The following is a 16,292-nucleotide window of genomic DNA, read 5'->3' on the forward strand; positions in this document are numbered from 1 at the left end:
TCCTTCTCTTAGAGTATATAGTTCCAGTTGCCGAGGCCATTACAGAATATAGTATCTAGTTGTAGATGCTCTAATCTTTATTAAACAAATTATTTTCATGAAGTTCTCTATATATTTAAGATGAACTGGAGTACAGCTTAGTTTATCAAAACCCAGCATTAGCTGTTGTAATCTATCTACCAAAAATTTATATCCATTAAACCTACAGTACAATAAATACGTAAACTTTCCTAGATAAGTTTTTAAAGATTTTATGTAGGAGAACCGTTCCTTTAGAGAAAAGTGATTAACCATAATTAAGTTCATTAGCTCTAGAACTATATCAGTGTAACTGCGCGAACTTGGAATCAAATTTGTCTCTTGAAGATAGTGGGCATAAATAAACGTCATTATTAAGGTCTTCAGCTAATAGTTGTCGATAGCGAGTATAGCTGAGAAGCAATTAACATCTACTGATAGTCTAGCCATGATCAGCATTTACCTTTATTCATACCCACCTACTTGTTTTTCATCTGTAAGTAGAACGTGCCAAATGTAACAAAAAAGTTATAAATTTTATAATTTTTAATATACATTTTTTAAGATAAATAATCTGTACGTAGAGAAATATTACAAACAAGAGAATACTTCATAGCTCATATTTTCAATTTACTATTTTCAATTTACAAATGTTCGGTTGTTGATTCCGTAAAAAACTTGAAAAATATGAATAATTCTGGTGCATTCACCACACTACGTCCTGTAAGTTTGTTAAGACAGTTATCCAATTGCTCCGACAGTACTTGTTTGCAAGCATTGAGTAACTCAGTTTATTGGTCGATTTACCTAGAACAGGGCAAAATAACCTACGCTACCCATTCGGTGGAACCTTTTGATCGATTAGAACGCCATTTGCGTCGCCTCAGCCACCAAATTCCACTGCTTACTAGCGAGGTTCGTGTTCAATTACGTCTGATGTTTGAACCTGACTCACACAGTCAGTTAATCGAACATGATAGTAATTCCAGAAGCTGCCCTGCTGAGTATCAGGCTATATCCTGGCTTGTTAGTGAAAAACATCTACATTCTACCCAAGCAGCAGTGCTGGTTCAAGAATTAGTTAAAGAGGTGATTGAATCATTTTTGCTCATCAAAGAAGGTACTTATAAATTAATAGAACTACTGAATAGAACGCCAAAAAATTGTCGGCTAGATTTAGAAAAAATTCTCGAAGCTTGTCAAGTACGATTAGATAATTGGCAAGCTTCTTTTCCCAAAATTTCTTCTCAATATCAACGTCCATATCTGTTGATTAATAGCAAAATTGAGGAGAAATATTTACCAAACCTCCAGCCATATTTAGCTAATTGGATGAAGGGTTTTAGCCTGTGTCATCTGGCTGTAATTTGGAATCAAGATGAAATCGAAGTGGCTCGCAATTTATACCCTTACATTGTTAATGGTGCGATTATCTTGCATGAACCTGATCCACCATTTGATAAATTACCAAAAATATTTGAGGAGCGATGTCTACGACGGGCTACGCCTACGCTTTTCCCAGAATTAATTACAGAGTTAGTTGGCGCCAAAGAGAAACTAACTATCACTGTCAACTCTTACCAAAATATTTCTGAAGAAAATATAGCTCCTGTTCAGCGATTACTACAGATTTCTGCTCCTGTAAAAGCCAACTTTCAGGAACCAACAATATCAAATAATATAAATCCGGCTTCCCAAAGAGTAACGACTGCTACTGTAACGGCAGAAAAAGTCCACAAAATCGTTTCTGTAGATGATAGCCGCACAATTCTCAAAGCAATTAGCTATTTCTTAGAAAATGAAAATTTTTCTGTAGTGACTATTAACGATCCAGTAAAAGCCGCTTTGTCAATTATCAGGCACAAACCGGACTTAATTTTGCTGGATTTAAACATGGCAGGAATTGATGGTTATGAGTTGTGTCGAATTATCCGAAATAATTTAATCTTTCAGAAGACTCCCATTATTTTTGTCACCGGGAATAAAGGAATTGTAGACAAAGTAAAAGCGAAACTGGTAGGGGCATCTGGATATCTTACTAAACCATTTACCCGCACCGACTTACTGAAAATAGTCTTCATGCATTTGACTTAAATTAACCACAAAATCTAACGACTTTGAGCTAATGACCAAATTATTCGGACATGATGTAACCGCAAAATATAGCTGTCAGGCCCAGGTTTTGCGGTCATTCAATAAACGCATAAGTGACATACTTTTACACTGACTGTAAGCAATACAGTGTAGGCTTATCACCCAATCCAGCTATTCCTGTGCGTAGGCGTTGAGCTTTGTTTAAAGTCTACGGAATGCGCTACCGCAGACTATGAATTTCTTACCGATTATCCCAGAAAGAAACCTAGAAATTGGGGCAAACTGCTGGTTTAGCCACCCCAAATTTTCTCTAAAACTGCGTTTGGTGAAACATCCGCCGTTTTTGCCGTGGGGGATTGAATGGCCAAGAATTTATCGTTTCTCGGCAACAACTTCGCTGGATCAGTGGGGCCAAATAGGGCGATGGTATAAGTTTGAACTGCAACACTCAGTTGTAGTGCCGCACTATCAGTAGATAACATTAAATTTGCCCCAGCAATTATGGCAGTTAACTTGCCAATATCATCTGGGGCTGTCACCTTGATACCTGGAGAAGACTCCAGAAGCGATCGCACAAACTGCTCATCGTCAGACCCCTTAATGACCACCACAGGCAGATCCGGCTGCTTTTGTTGGAAGTTTTGAATAATTTGCTGCCACTTTTGGACAGGGTAGATTTTATCCAGTTCTTTAGCCTGGGATAACTGGCCAGAACCGCCATTAATCAAGATATAGCCTGTTTCATGCACCCCTAAACGTTTTTGTTCCTTTTCTGCCCACTCAATATCTGGTTTTGGCACATTTACTGCTAACTCTGGGACAGGGGTTGTCATGCCCAATGGTTGCAGCAAATCGTGATATACTTCTGCCGCATACTGGGATGGTTTAAACGGCACAGCGTGGTTAAGAAAAACCGAGCCTTTGCCTTGGTAGCCAATGCGTACAGTAATTCCCGTCAACCACAGTAAAAGACCCACGAACCAACTTTGCTTCCCAGCAATGGCCACATCGTATTCGCGATCGCGAATTGTGCCCACCAAGTTACCCCAATCTGCCAGACTGTTACGGTCTTGAAAATCAAAGGTCAGTACCTCGTGAACTGACTTGCTCACTCGGTAGGCAGCCTTTGACCGGGGTTCAACAACGACATCTATCTGAGCGTTAGGGTAATGGCGCTTCAGGTCATCTAGAGTCGGAAAGAAGAGAATTTGGTCGCCAATTCCGCCAGGTACAAGGGCTACTACTCGCATAATATTTATTGACGCTTACTCGCTCCCTATTTTAGGGGAAAATATATAGCTTAAAGATTGAGGAATTCTGTGTATTTACTAATTCCAGCTGCGGGAATGGGAAAAAGAATGGGGAGTAACCGCAATAAACTCCTTCTAGAAGTGCGATCGCAACCAATTATTGCTTGGACTCTATTAGCCGCAGAAGCCGCCACTACAATCAGTTGGATCGGGATTATTTCTCAACCTACTGACTGGTCTGATTTCAAAGCAATTCTCGCCAATCTGAAGCTGACTAAACCAGTGGAATTGATTCAAGGTGGCTCCACCCGCCAAGAATCTGTTTACAATGGCTTGCAGGGGCTACCAGTAGCCGCAGAACAAGTCTTGATTCACGACGGGGCTAGGTGTCTGGCCACACCAGATTTATTTAATTCTTGTGCCGAGGCTATTCGTCACTGTCCCGGTTTAATTGCTGGTGTGCCCGTCAAAGACACCATCAAAATTGTCGATAAACAAGGCATAATTCAAAAAACACCCGACAGACGACAACTATGGGCGGCACAAACTCCCCAAGGATTTGATGTCAAGTTGTTGAAACAGTGCCATGCTGAAGGTGTCCGTCAAGGTTGGGAAGTAACTGACGATGCCGCTTTATTTGAAAAGTGCGGCATCGAAGTCCGAATTGTCGAGGGAGAGGAGACAAATTTAAAAGTGACTACTCCCCAAGATTTAGCGATCGCAGAATTTATTCTTACAACTAGAGGCTTTTGAGGGAGTGGGGGAGCAAGAATTTTAGATTTTAGATTTTGGATTTTAGATTGAAATTTAATCCAAAATTTAAAATCAAAAATCCAAAATTGAAATGCCCAATGCCCAATGCCCAATACCCAATACCCAATAACTAAATGATTACAGCCACAGCGACGAGGATAGAAGCGATTCTCTATTTAAAGGGTAAACCCTTGTCGCTCGGCGAAATCGCCGAGTATGCCGCGTGCGATCGCGCCACTGTTAAGGAAGGGATAATTGAACTCATGGACAACTATGCCCACCGAGATAGCGCCCTAGAGGTAGTAGAAACCCCAGATGGTTATAGTTTGCAACTACGGTCTGACTTTCATGATTTGGTGCAAACTATGATACCAGTAGAATTGGGTGTGGGTGCATTGCGGACTTTAGCAGCGATCGCCCTTAATAGTCCCATACTCCAGAGCGACTTAATTAACTTGCGCGGTTCAGGAGTATATCAGCACGTTCCAGAACTCGTCGAACTTGGTTTCATCCGCAAGCGCCGAGACAGCGATTCTCGCTCCTACTCACTCCAAGTAACCCCGAAATTTCATCAGTATTTCCAAATCGAACAGCTCCCGCAAATACTTTCCACCAACCAGAAGGAAGAACAACTAGAACTAGAACTAGAGGGAGTGGGGAGTGGGGAGTAGGGAGTGGGGAAGCAAGAATTTTAGATTTTAGACTTCGGCGTGATCGCTACTTCGACATAGCTCAGTACAAGTCAGTCGAACGCTTTTGGATTTTAGATTGAAATTTAATCCAAAATTTAAAATCCAAAATCCAAAATTGAATTGCCCAATGCCCAATGACTTATACCTGTGGTGAATGCGCTACTCTTGTACTATGGTTTAGAGTAGAGTTAGCAATTAAGCTAAAAAAAACTGCCAATGGTGTTTAATCCTGACTTTTTGAATGACAACTCTGAGGAACACCCTAATCAACTTCTTTCAGACCACTTTGAGCAATACCCCAATCAGTTGCTCAAATATCTACAGCATCAGTCTCCTGATGTTTTAGCTAGGATTGCTCAGTCCGCCAGCCCCGAAATTAAGCAAATCATTTCCCAAAATGTCCAAGGGCTAGTGGGAATGCTCCCCGCAGAAAATTTCAACGTGCAAATCACAACAGATCGGGAAAACTTAGCTGGGCTTCTAGCGTCGGCCATGATGACGGGGTATTTTTTGCGCCAGATGGAACAAAGAATGCAGTTAGAGCATTTGTCTAATGGTCAGTGACATGACTCCTTTCCTGTTGGTGCGGAAGCTCTCTAAGAATCACTTCAAAGATTTCCTAGTTGCTCCCTTACGGGTTTTCGACTTTGACCTAGACTGAGATATCTGATACCTCAGTACAAGAGCAAACCGTCTGCATAGGCGTTTTGGATTCCCGACTGTCCATCGGTACTAACTAGTATCTTAACATATTCGTGGCAAATCCAATGCTGGTAAATATAAAGCATTGCGTGAAGCACGGGGTTTTAAACCCAACTTTTGGATCAATATTCAGTAGTCAAACATTCTGGGATTATTCTGACTACTTCCTTTCAGGATAAGCTCCTAATTGCACTTTGAACGTTTGAATTTTATCGCGGCGGTTGACTTCGATCGCTAATATGTCCCCAACTTTGCTGAACTCTACCAACTTCTGTACTTGGGCTGAGGTTTTGACGGGTTTAGTGTTAACTTTTTGAATCACGTCTCCAGGAAGAAGTCCTACTTGCTTGGCTGGAGAATTGTCTGTAACTCCTCTAATGACAATCCCAGCTTCCTGCTGAATGTTGAGCTGATTTTCTTGATTAATTTGCTGTTTTCTGGTAGGAGAAAGGTCTGCCATTTCAATACCCAAGAAGGGATGATCCACATGCCCTTTAGTAAAAAGCTCATTGGCGACGCGGGCGGCGGTTTCAATAGGGATGGCGAAACCGAGTCCTTGAGCATCAGCGCGGATGGCAGTGTTAATACCAATCACTTCGCCTTGGGCGTTTAACAACGGACCACCAGAATTACCAGGGTTAATTGCGGCATCAGTTTGGATAAAGGTGACTCGCTTATCTGGGACACCAACTTGAGCGCTGGTGCGATCGGTGGCGCTGATGATGCCAATAGTGACAGTATTATCTAAACCCAGAGGATTGCCAATAGCGATCGCCCATTCTCCTGGTATTAAGTTTTGCGAATTGCCCAGCTTCGCAATCGGTAAATGATTTGCTTTTATTTTCACTACCGCCACATCTGTCACAGAATCAACTCCCACCACCTTCCCCTCTAGACTCCGGCCATCCTTGAGGGTGACTTGTACTGTATCTGTATCTGCTACCACATGAGCGTTGGTGAGTAATTCTCCATCTTCGCTCAAAATAAATCCCGATCCTGTACCGCGCTCAATCCGTTCTTGAGGAATTGGTTCCTCATCCTCTCCAAAGAATCGCCGCAAGAGGGGATTTTTTAATGCGTCAGAGATCGGATTGGCGACTTTGCGGGTGGCATTAATTCGCACCACAGCTGGTCCAACTTTTTGCACTGCCGTCGCAATAAAATTCACATTATCGCCCCCAGTAGCCCCAATCGCTCCATTAGGAGAATTCGGAACTACAGATTCTGGAGGCGAAGCTATTGTTACATTTCTTAATTGTTGGAACGAGGGATTTTGTAGCAGGAGATAGCGACTGCCAAACAAACCTGCACCACAGCCGAACACCAATAAAAACACATAAATCGCCAGTTGCTTTAATGATAACTTCATAATCGTTTTGCTCAAGGACAGCAATGCAGTTGCTAATTTCTAAGTGTAGTCAAGCTAACGGCAAGTGGATAGATCAATTTACTAGAAATTGGCCATTAGGCACTTGTACTGACTTGTACTGAGCGATGTCGAAGTAGTTAGCTATCCGCTAACAAAACTCCCTCATCCACACTCTTCCCATCTAAAATCTAAAGTTAATGCGCTCTTGACCTGTATACATGACTTTACCTTTTCGTCAACTGTTTCTGTGTAGCTTAGTTAGCGCCTCAGGCCTAGTAAGCATACTGCCAAACACCAACAGCGCCAACGCTGCTGTCAGTGGTTGCCCAACTCCAGCCTTATCTCGCTTCCAACGCCATAAAGTTGTTCGTGGCGAAACTTTGGAGAGCATAGCGCAGCGCTACAATCTCATACCTACAACTATTATCGGCATGAATCCAGCTTTACAGAATAGTGCGATGCCCACCGTTGGTAGTGTACTTCAAATTCCTCCCTACAATGGGGTTGTAGTCGAAGTGCCTCGCGGTGAAACTTGGCGACAAGTGGCGGCACAATACAAAGTTCGTGCTGATAGCCTTTTTGAGGTTAATGGCTGCCAACAAGACCCCAGAATTGTGTTTGTTCCGGGGGTAAATTGGTCGCCGAATGGTGTTGTAACTAAGTCCCCTTTACCTACTAATGCAGGTACGCCAAACCGTGCATCCCTGTCGGGATATCCGTTAGCACAAGTGGCAACTATCGGATTAGCTTACGGGTGGCAAATTAATCCGGCGACAGGTCAAGTTTTCTTTCATAGTGGTGTTGACTTATTAGCACCAGTTGGTACTAATGTGTTAGCGATCGCGCCTGGAACCGTAGCCTTTGCCAACGAGCAAGGTACTTATGGCAACTTGGTCATAATTAACCACAGTGGCGGACTCCAAAGCCGTTATGCTCAACTTGACAATATCAAAGTTACTGTCGGTCAGCAACTGAAAAAAGGAGACATACTGGGAACTGTAGGTACCAGTGGGCAACCAAGTTCCACTCAACCCCATCTCCATTTTGAAGTGCGTTCTAGCTCATCTCTGGGTTGGGTAGCCGAAGATCCAAAGGGTTATTTGAAGAAATGAGGAAGTCGGGAATAGGGAGTAGGGAATAAAGAAGTAGAGGGAGAATAATTAATGCCCCATGCCCAATGCCCAATGCCCCATGCCCCATGCCCCATGCCCCATGCCCCATGCCCCATGCCCTATGCCCAATGCCCAATGCCCAATGCCCAATGCCCTATGCCCAATTCCCAAATTCGCTAGATTTGACAATGTGCATTCCTGCTTCTGCAAACCTTGTAAATGCTGCATCTGCCTGTTCTGTGTAGTCTACAACACCGGGAACTACAACGGGGGAGGTGCAATCTTCTAGTAGATAGATTTTTTGAGCAAGGGTAGCATCTACCTGTTTAATTTCTGTTAATAAATCGTCGATTGTCCAGGCGACACAGTGACTTTTAGCTTGACCACCGATAATGACAACATCAAATTCTAAAAGTTGTTTAATCAGGCGTGTATTCTTTTGAGCAAGTGGACGTTGCTCAAAATCTTCCAACACTTCTGGACGTAAGATTGAATAGTTTTCTGTTAAGGGATTTTCACCTTTGATTTCAAATTGTGTCTGACTCTGACGCGCAATGCAGTGGAAAAATATCGCTTCTTCTACCGATGGAACTAAAGCATGACCAATACCACCCAACATAGAATGATAAGGCCAAACAATGAGAGGATATTTCCCATCTTGACTTAGTTGCTTAACATAATGGTAAGCGTGTTTTTCTAATAAGTCATAATCGCCATTAGTAATACTGTCAGCAACTGCTGGGTTAACTTTCCAGATACCTTGTTCGATATCTCTAGCAGTGATGCTAGTCGCTGCTGGGGTTGGATGTTCCCCGGCGGCGTTCACCCAAAAGATGGGATGGAAAATTTGCGTTGCTGTGTGGGAGTCTAAAGTGGGTACAATTTTTGTAATTACTCCCAAGTTGCGATAGATAAAATCACATAATCTGACATTATCATCCACCGCCGCAGTTCCAGATTTTCCACCTACAAATAATTCAAATCCAGGAATACAGAAGGTATTTTGGACATCAATTAATAGTAAGCAAATGGTGGTTTTATCTAAAGATGCAGGTTTGATATAGTGTTGTTTTGCCCAGATTTCAGCTTCGGCGGCACGTTCTTGGTAAGGTACACGCCAGACTTCGCCCACTTCTTCAGAGTTAAAATGTGCGGGAATGGGTAGTTGGGTTGCTATTTGAGTATTCATCTAAAATCTGTACTTATTTTCTAATTATTAGGCTTACCTTAGTTAAAAATAATGCTAAATTTAGTAAACGTCATCGTGGGAACCTAAAGTTAGCAACAAAATTTATTCCTCTCCTGATTCAGGATTTATAACAAATTTAAATAAAATCCGATTACGATAATCAATTGAACATGAGTATCTACCCGATAAATCACCTTTTAGCTTGTAACTACGTAAACTCAGTTGAAATGGGTCTTCAGCGATTTGTTGTAATACTTGCTCAATTTGAGAACTGAACTCAGGATTTTTCTTGACTACACGCTTAAAAGCACGAATAAAAGTCGGACTCCAAACCAAATTTTTCACTCGTCCAACTCCGCCATCAAATCTGCAACTGAACCACGCCGGACATTACCTTGAGCATACACCCAAGAGGCCCAAAGATTGCTCAACCAAAACGAACTTATCTTAAGAACAAGCCCCATGTCTCAACTGCTAAGATTTTAGCCCAGAAAACACAGAACATTAATACACCTTGAAAGGGCTAGTCCTAAATAGTAGTAGTCTGTCAAGTTTAAATTGATGGGTAAGCAAGTTCGTAGTAAGGACTTCAGTCATTATTTTCTAAGCATTAAAGTGCTTACTACAAATCCTCAAAACTAGCTTGACAGACTACTAGTCTAGCGATCTGAATTTCTTTTCAATGTACACAAGCCAATTGCTGGTATAACTCCCAGAATCATTGCCGTAAATAATTGTCCACTCCAATACAATATAAAATTACGGTTTGCTTCTGCAATCAATACTTGTATAACAAAAAGCAACCAAACCAAAATACTGATTAATAAGAAAGAAATTGAGGGTAAAAAATTCCACCACCAAATGCCTGCTGTATATCGCCTCAATACCAGCCATTGGCAAATCCCTAGCCAAATTCCAGAAATTATATATGCGATCGCTGACAGAAATCCCAAAATCAAAGTATCTTCAAGAGATGATGAGACTATGGATGAAATGTCGTTAATCCAGGCTGTAGAAACACCATTGGCAATCAGCCAACCTACACTAGTAGCAAATATCCACTGCCAACTCGGTAAATATCGGGAAAGGACAAGGCTCTGGTCAGCAGCAAAAATTACGGCAAATACAACGTTACTGAAACTTCTAACCAAAATACTCCATGTTTGTGGTTGGATAGCAACGCTAGGTGAGAGACTTTGGAGAATAATTTTCTCTAAGGCAATACTGACAACGCCACCCACAACCCATCCAATTAGGGTCATTAAGGTAAACTGAATAAAGAACCTCTGTCGCTGCGATCGCGGAATCAAAAACTTGACTGGGTTAGGCTCGTTATTAGTAGATGCAACATGATCGGGACTGTTAGAGTCAGTTTGCATAGGAAGTTAGGGGAGTGCGGAGTAGGCTTGCCATGAGCGTAGCCTACTCCCCCTCCCCTTTTACTCAAAACTTGCTGATAAAGCGTAATCCCAGAATGATAAGCTAAACAGTGGCATAAAAATTGTGACTTAGGATGAAGTAATAAATGGGTGTTTCTTCAACGACTCCTCATCTCTTACGGGCTGCTCGTGGTGAAGTAGTAGATCGTCCCCCTGTATGGATGATGCGACAAGCGGGACGATATATGAAAGCATATCGAGACTTAAGAGAAAAGTATCCTTCGTTTCGCGATCGCTCGGAAATTCCAGATGTAGCAATTGAAGTTTCCTTGCAACCGTGGAGAGCTTTTGAGCCAGATGGAGTAATTTTATTTTCTGATATTGTCACCCCATTACCTGGTTTGGGCATTGACATGGACATCGCCGAAGGTAAAGGGCCAATCATTCACTCGCCCCTCCGCACTCAAGAACAAATTGATGCTTTGCGTCCTTTAGAACCAGAAGCAGCTCTACCATTTATCAAAACCATTTTGCAAGCGCTGCGCTCGGAAGTAGGCGATAAATCAACGGTGTTGGGCTTTGTGGGTGCGCCGTGGACGTTAGCAGCTTATGCAGTAGAAGGAAAAGGTTCTAAAACCTACTCCATCATCAAAAACATGGCATTTTCAGATCCGATAATACTGCATCAACTGTTAGCTAAATTAGCAGATGCGATCGCTATCTATGCTCGGTATCAAATTGATTCTGGTGCCCAAGTTGTGCAAATGTTCGATTCTTGGGCGGGTCAATTGAGTCCTCAAGATTATGACACCTTTGCTCTCCCCTATCAGCAGAGAGTTTTCCAGCAAGTCAAGCAAACCCATCCCGATACACCTTTGATTCTGCTAGTTAGCGGTAGTGCGGGTGTGTTGGAAAGAATGGCACAATCTGGCGCTGATATTGTCAGTGTAGACTGGGCAGTGGATATGGCAGACGCACGAGCCAGATTGGGTAAACAAGTCAAAGTTCAGGGAAATCTTGATCCAGGCGTACTATTCGGCTCTAAACAGTTTATCCGCGATCGCATTCTCGATACCGTTCGCAAAGCTGGCAATTGGGGTCACATTCTCAATCTCGGTCACGGTGTCTTACCAGAAACTCCCGAAGAAAATGTTGCTTTTTTCTTTGAAACCGCAAAGGAATTGAATCTTGCAGGAGTTAAAGGTTAGGAGTCATTCAATTTTAGATTTTAGATTTTAGATTTTAGATTCTTATTTCAATCCAAAATTCAAAATTCAAAATCTAAAATTTCCAGAGTGATAAATTATCAGTTACGATTCGGAACTTTTAACTTCATTTTTAACTCTTCACTTTTAACTCCTAAATTTTGATAAATTCTCTATGAGCCAGAAACGGATTTTAGTGACTGGTGCAAGTGGTTGTATAGGTCATTATTTAACAGAAGCCTTAATTAAGGAAACAGATCACGAACTGTATCTCCTAGTTAGGAACCCAAGCAAACTGCAAGTTGATACCAAAGCACGTTCAGGCATCAACGTTTTACAAGGTGATATGCAAAATATTCACCAGTTTTCCGATTTGCTATCCACAATTGATACGGCGGTACTCACAGCTACAGCTTGGGGTGGAGATGAGACATTTGATATTAATGTCGTCAAGACTATAGAGTTGCTGGAACTGCTAGATCCAGAACGTTGCCAGCAGGTAATTTATTTTTCGACAGCTAGCGTTTTGGATCGGTACAATCAACCATTAAAAGAAGCTGGTGAAATTGGGACAGATTACATCCGTTCAAAATATGACTGCTTACAGAAAAAAGAAAAATTAGCGATCGCACCCAAAATTACCACAGTATTTCCGACTTTAGTAGTGGGCGGTGATGCCAATAAACCCTATTCTCACCTCACATCTGGCATTCCCGAAGTTACGAAATATATTAATTTGATTCGCTTTTTGGAAGCAGACGGCAGTTTTCACTTTATCCACGGACAAGACATTGCTTCTGTCGTGCGATATTTGATTGATCATCCTCCCAAAAATGATCAACCACGTCGCTTTGTTTTAGGTCAAGCGCAGTTAACTGCTGATCAAGCAATAGAAGAAGTTTGTGCTTATTTGGGCAAAAAGATTTACTTTCGCATTCCCATATCTTTAGCATTGGCTAATTTGATTATTGTTCTGTTCCGCATTCAGATGGCCGCTTGGGATCGGTTTTGCATGAACTATCGGCATTTCACCTATGAAAATTTCATCAATCCTGATAGTTTCGGCTTGCCAAATTATTGTGCAACCATGAGTGATGTTTTAAAAATTAGTGGCGTTGAACGTGCTAATTAAATAGTCAATAACTCTTTGTCTCGTTCCCAGTCAGAGACTGGGAATGCCTATGAGAGGGCTGCCGCCTCAAGACTTGCGCCAGAGCCGCAATGAGGTGCATTTCCAGGTAGAACCTAGAAAGGAGGCTTTAATAAAAAGTCAATAACTCTTTATTTTCGTTAGAGTGGGATAACAATCAAAGTGTGAGGATTGATACTACATGCGAATCTTGTTAGTGTATCCGATATTTCCCAAAACCTTTTGGTCTTATGAAAAAATCTTAGAGTTAGTCGATCGCAAAGTTTTATTACCACCTCTGGGTTTAGTAACAGTAGCCGCGATTCTGCCCCAAGAATGGGAATTCAAGCTAGTCGATCGCAACATCCGCCCAGCAACAGAAGCAGAATGGGCATGGGCAGATGTAGTAATTCTCTCCGCGATGATTGTCCAGAAACAAGATTTACTCGACCAAATCCAGGAAGCAAAAAAACGTGGCAAGCTAGTTGCAGTTGGCGGTCCCTACCCCACCTCTGTACCTCATGAAGTTGAAAATGTTGGCGCAGATTTTCTGATTCTGGATGAAGGGGAAATCACGTTACCCATGTTTATTGAGGCAATAAAAAGGGGAGACACATCTGGCACTTTCCGCGCCACAGAAAAACCTGATGTCACAAGCACACCAATACCCCGCTTTGATTTATTAGAATTGGATGCCTATGACATGATGTCGGTGCAGTTTTCGCGCGGGTGTCCCTTCCAGTGCGAATTTTGCGACATTATTGTTCTCTACGGGCGCAAACCACGCACCAAAGCCCCAGCACAACTGTTAGCAGAGTTAGATTACCTCTACGAATTGGGTTGGCGGCGGGGTGTGTTCATGGTGGATGATAACTTTATTGGCAACAAGCGAAATGTGAAATTGTTGCTGAAAGAGTTAAAAGTCTGGATGGCAGAACATAAGTATCCTTTCCGATTTGACACAGAAGCTTCGATTGACTTAGCAGAAGACTCAGAAATGTTGGAGTTGATGGTTGAGTGTGGTTTTGCGGCGGTGTTTTTGGGAATCGAAACGCCGGATGAGGATAGTTTGCAAATGACCAAAAAGTTTCAAAATACTCGCAGTTCCCTAACTGAGGCAGTGGAAACCATCACCAAAGCGGGATTACGCCCAATGGCTGGGTTTATTATCGGTTTTGATGGCGAAAAAGCAGGCGCAGGCGATCGCATTGTCCGCTTTGCAGAACAAGCAGCTATTCCTTCTACTACCTTTGCCATGTTGCAAGCGTTACCTAACACCGCGCTTTGGCATCGCCTGAAAAAAGAAGGACGACTACGGGAAAACGAAAGTGCTAACATCAACCAGACAACATTGATGAACTTCCTCCCCACCCGTCCCCTGGAAGAACTTGCACGAGAATATATTGAGGCATTTTGTACTTTATATGACCCAGTACAATACTTGGATCGTACCTATCGTTGCTTCTTGATGATGGGTTTGCCGAGTTGGAAAGCGCCAGCAAAAATGCCAGAGTTGATAGTTGTGAAAGCGCTGTTAATTGTAATTTGGCGACAAGGCATCAAACGAGAAACCCGTTGGAAGTTCTGGCATCATTTGTTCAGCATTATCAAGCGGAACCCTGGAGTTGTTGAGCATTATATTGCCGCCTGTGCCCACAACGAGCATTTTCTAGAGTATCGCCAAATTGTGCGCGATCAAATTGAAAGTCAGCTAGCGGAATATCTAGCACAAGGTACGGAAAAGCCATATGTGCTAGTGAAGGAAAAAGTAGAGAAAAAAGCTGAAGCGGTAGTCAGTTAAGGGGGGTAACGGGTAATAAGTAATAGTAAAGAAGTTACTTATTACCCGTTCTCAATTAAAAGTCTATAGTGATTTCCGTACAGGTAAGGTACACACAAAAATAATTAATGACAACGTGAGTTCGACAGAACTAAAAAATAGCAGGAGGCAGTGCAGGTAAGTCTTTTGGATAAATGTCAATAGAGCGTTTAGCATAAATTTTTACCGCTCATAACTTTTCAAACACCCTCTTAATACACTAAAATAACATTGCAGGTAATTCGCTAAAAGGAATCACATATTTCTCTCCAATATTGCGTTTCAATATTTTAATCGCCGCTTCATGATATTCCTGCCCACCACTAGAAGCACAGCCATCTGATACTACGAACGTCTCAAATCCAGCATCAAAGAGTCCTAAAGCTGTAGCCATCACACAAGCGTCTGTATCAACTCCACACACTGCAACTGTAGTAATAGCGTTATTTTGCAAGGCTTGGAGCAGGGCAGGTGACATCACAAAAGAAGTAGGAGCATGAGCATGAAAAAAAAGGAAACGGGACACAATATTTACTTTGAGCAGAGTAGTTGAAATTGGAGAATATGAAGGCTTATCAAACGTTTTGCTGACAACCGGAATTAAGGTTTTAGAAAGCTCTGTTTCCTGTCCAGACACCATTTCGTTCCAGTTGAGTTGACGTGAGAAGTTAGGATTCCGGTTAAAAAAGCGAGTTGCCCAAACCTGATAAAACTTACTAGCATTATCAACCACCTTTGGCACAACCGCTTCACATTCAGGTGTGATCAAAAAGCCATTTTGTAAATCTACCGCTAACAAAATCCCTTTACGTTGGCTTAATGAAGTAGACTGCGCCTGCGCTTTCTTAGCGGAGCCAAGTTGGACGGCTGCCAATGTTCCTGTCAAGGTGATAGCACCGTGAATGATAGTTCTTCTATTAATTCTATTTTCAAATATGGAAGTGACAAGTTGCACAGGCTCTCACGCCGCCGCTACCCATTTGCATATCCCAAAACACGCTTAACTTTCTGTAATATTTTTTGACTAAGGAATCGCGCAGAAATAAATTACCTATTTGCTGAGGAAACTTGGCTAATGCCACCTCTGTCCAATGCAGTGGCTTCTGTTGCTGCCCTTCATAAGTTCAAGGCGGGTGACGAAGCTAAGAGTTAAGCTATTTCTAGCTTAAGTTGACACCAATGATTCATAAATTCCCCTACTTGCGTGTAGTTTTACGTAAGTCCTACTTATTTACGTTCGTAACCTATACAGGTTGAGGTTTTGGCGTTTAACTATCAAAATTGCACATCTAATTTTAGTAAAAAATATAAGTTTCCGATAAAAGTCTCATTATCTATTAAGTTTAAATGCTGAGTTATAATGACAGTACATGAGTTCTTATTTAAGGTTATTATTCAGTAAAAATACTTTAAATAAAGAGCTATTTAAATATACAAATAAAAGCCAAAATAAAGATTGACTTTGCCAAAGCATAGCTGTTAGAACTTAAGAGGATGTTTTAAAAGTTGAAGCGGGTCAAAAATTATGCAAGTCGCCTGACCATAATACGTATCATCGCAATATAAATAAAAGTCTCAGAG

Annotated in this window: 15 protein-coding genes; 9 read left to right on the top strand and 6 right to left on the bottom strand. The window is 41.9% G+C overall.

Annotated features, from left to right (window positions below; genetic code table 11):
• Positions 1-705: 705 nt before the first annotated feature.
• Positions 706-2,112: a response regulator gene (locus V7K31_RS04995; protein ID WP_335092934.1), complete on the top strand. Its 1,407-nt coding sequence runs from the start codon at positions 706-708 to the stop codon at positions 2,110-2,112.
• Positions 2,113-2,402: 290 nt separating this feature from the next.
• Here V7K31_RS04995 and V7K31_RS05000 read toward each other — a convergent pair whose 3' ends face one another.
• Entirely contained in the window at positions 2,403-3,362 is a 960-nt protein-coding gene (locus tag V7K31_RS05000; RefSeq protein ID WP_335092935.1) for a glycosyltransferase family 9 protein, read from the bottom strand.
• A 69-nt stretch (positions 3,363-3,431) separates the two neighbouring features.
• On the opposite strand from V7K31_RS05000, the gene ispD reads away from it, so the two are divergent.
• The 3 genes from ispD (at position 3,432) to V7K31_RS05015 (ending at position 5,371) form a co-directional block, all read left to right on the top strand.
• The gene (gene ispD, locus V7K31_RS05005) at positions 3,432-4,115 is read left to right on the top strand and encodes a 2-C-methyl-D-erythritol 4-phosphate cytidylyltransferase (RefSeq protein ID WP_335092936.1); all 684 of its coding nucleotides are present in this window, start codon (positions 3,432-3,434) and stop codon (positions 4,113-4,115) included.
• Positions 4,116-4,249: 134 nt separating this feature from the next.
• Complete coding sequence (gene scpB / locus V7K31_RS05010; RefSeq protein ID WP_335092937.1) at positions 4,250-4,786, top strand: SMC-Scp complex subunit ScpB; 537 nt, start codon at positions 4,250-4,252, stop codon at positions 4,784-4,786.
• A gap of 237 nt (positions 4,787-5,023) precedes the next feature.
• The gene (locus V7K31_RS05015; RefSeq protein ID WP_334942727.1) at positions 5,024-5,371 is read left to right on the top strand and encodes a DUF760 domain-containing protein; all 348 of its coding nucleotides are present in this window, start codon (positions 5,024-5,026) and stop codon (positions 5,369-5,371) included.
• Between the two features lie 298 nt (positions 5,372-5,669).
• Here the strand turns inward: V7K31_RS05015 and V7K31_RS05020 are convergent, their stop codons facing one another.
• Complete coding sequence (locus V7K31_RS05020) at positions 5,670-6,878, bottom strand: HhoA/HhoB/HtrA family serine endopeptidase (protein WP_335092938.1); 1,209 nt, start codon at positions 6,876-6,878, stop codon at positions 5,670-5,672.
• 218 nt (positions 6,879-7,096) lie between these two features.
• Here V7K31_RS05020 and V7K31_RS05025 point away from each other — a divergent pair, with 218 nt between their 5' ends.
• Both V7K31_RS05025 and V7K31_RS05030 read left to right on the top strand, forming a co-directional pair.
• On the top strand, positions 7,097-7,990 hold the full coding sequence (locus tag V7K31_RS05025; protein WP_335092939.1) for a LysM peptidoglycan-binding domain-containing M23 family metallopeptidase: 894 nt from the start codon (positions 7,097-7,099) through the stop codon (positions 7,988-7,990).
• A 51-nt stretch (positions 7,991-8,041) separates the two neighbouring features.
• Positions 8,042-8,170 carry a hypothetical protein gene (locus V7K31_RS05030; protein ID WP_335092940.1) on the top strand — a complete coding sequence of 43 codons (129 nt, stop codon included), beginning with the start codon at positions 8,042-8,044 and terminating at the stop codon, positions 8,168-8,170.
• Here the strand turns inward: V7K31_RS05030 and V7K31_RS05035 are convergent.
• The 3 genes from V7K31_RS05035 to V7K31_RS05045 all read right to left on the bottom strand — a co-directional run bounded on the left by V7K31_RS05035 (position 8,145) and on the right by V7K31_RS05045 (position 10,558).
• Positions 8,145-9,179: an isochorismatase gene (locus V7K31_RS05035; RefSeq protein WP_335092941.1), complete on the bottom strand. Its 1,035-nt coding sequence runs from the start codon at positions 9,177-9,179 to the stop codon at positions 8,145-8,147. The two genes, V7K31_RS05030 and V7K31_RS05035, sit on opposite strands and share 26 nt — an antisense overlap.
• A gap of 102 nt (positions 9,180-9,281) precedes the next feature.
• Entirely contained in the window at positions 9,282-9,524 is a 243-nt protein-coding gene (locus V7K31_RS05040) for a type II toxin-antitoxin system RelE/ParE family toxin (RefSeq protein WP_335092942.1), read from the bottom strand.
• A 314-nt stretch (positions 9,525-9,838) separates the two neighbouring features.
• Positions 9,839-10,558, bottom strand: a complete 720-nt coding sequence (locus V7K31_RS05045; protein WP_335092944.1) for a hypothetical protein — start codon at positions 10,556-10,558, stop codon at positions 9,839-9,841.
• 146 nt (positions 10,559-10,704) lie between these two features.
• Here V7K31_RS05045 and hemE point away from each other — a divergent pair, with 146 nt between their 5' ends.
• From hemE to V7K31_RS05060, 3 genes are all read left to right on the top strand, one after another.
• Positions 10,705-11,766, top strand: a complete 1,062-nt coding sequence (gene hemE, locus V7K31_RS05050) for a uroporphyrinogen decarboxylase (protein ID WP_335092945.1) — start codon at positions 10,705-10,707, stop codon at positions 11,764-11,766.
• Between the two features lie 172 nt (positions 11,767-11,938).
• Positions 11,939-12,895: an NAD-dependent epimerase/dehydratase family protein gene (locus V7K31_RS05055; RefSeq protein ID WP_335092946.1), complete on the top strand. Its 957-nt coding sequence runs from the start codon at positions 11,939-11,941 to the stop codon at positions 12,893-12,895.
• 199 nt (positions 12,896-13,094) lie between these two features.
• Positions 13,095-14,693, top strand: coding sequence for a B12-binding domain-containing radical SAM protein (locus V7K31_RS05060; protein ID WP_335092947.1), 1,599 nt, complete (start codon positions 13,095-13,097; stop codon positions 14,691-14,693).
• A gap of 238 nt (positions 14,694-14,931) precedes the next feature.
• On the opposite strand, the gene V7K31_RS05065 is transcribed toward V7K31_RS05060, so the two are convergent.
• Positions 14,932-15,666 carry a cysteine hydrolase family protein gene (locus tag V7K31_RS05065; RefSeq protein ID WP_335092948.1) on the bottom strand — a complete coding sequence of 245 codons (735 nt, stop codon included), beginning with the start codon at positions 15,664-15,666 and terminating at the stop codon, positions 14,932-14,934.
• Positions 15,667-16,292 lie beyond the last annotated feature (626 nt).

It is taken from the genome of Nostoc sp., assembly GCF_036917675.1.
GTDB lineage: Bacteria > Cyanobacteriota > Cyanobacteriia > Cyanobacteriales > Nostocaceae > Nostoc.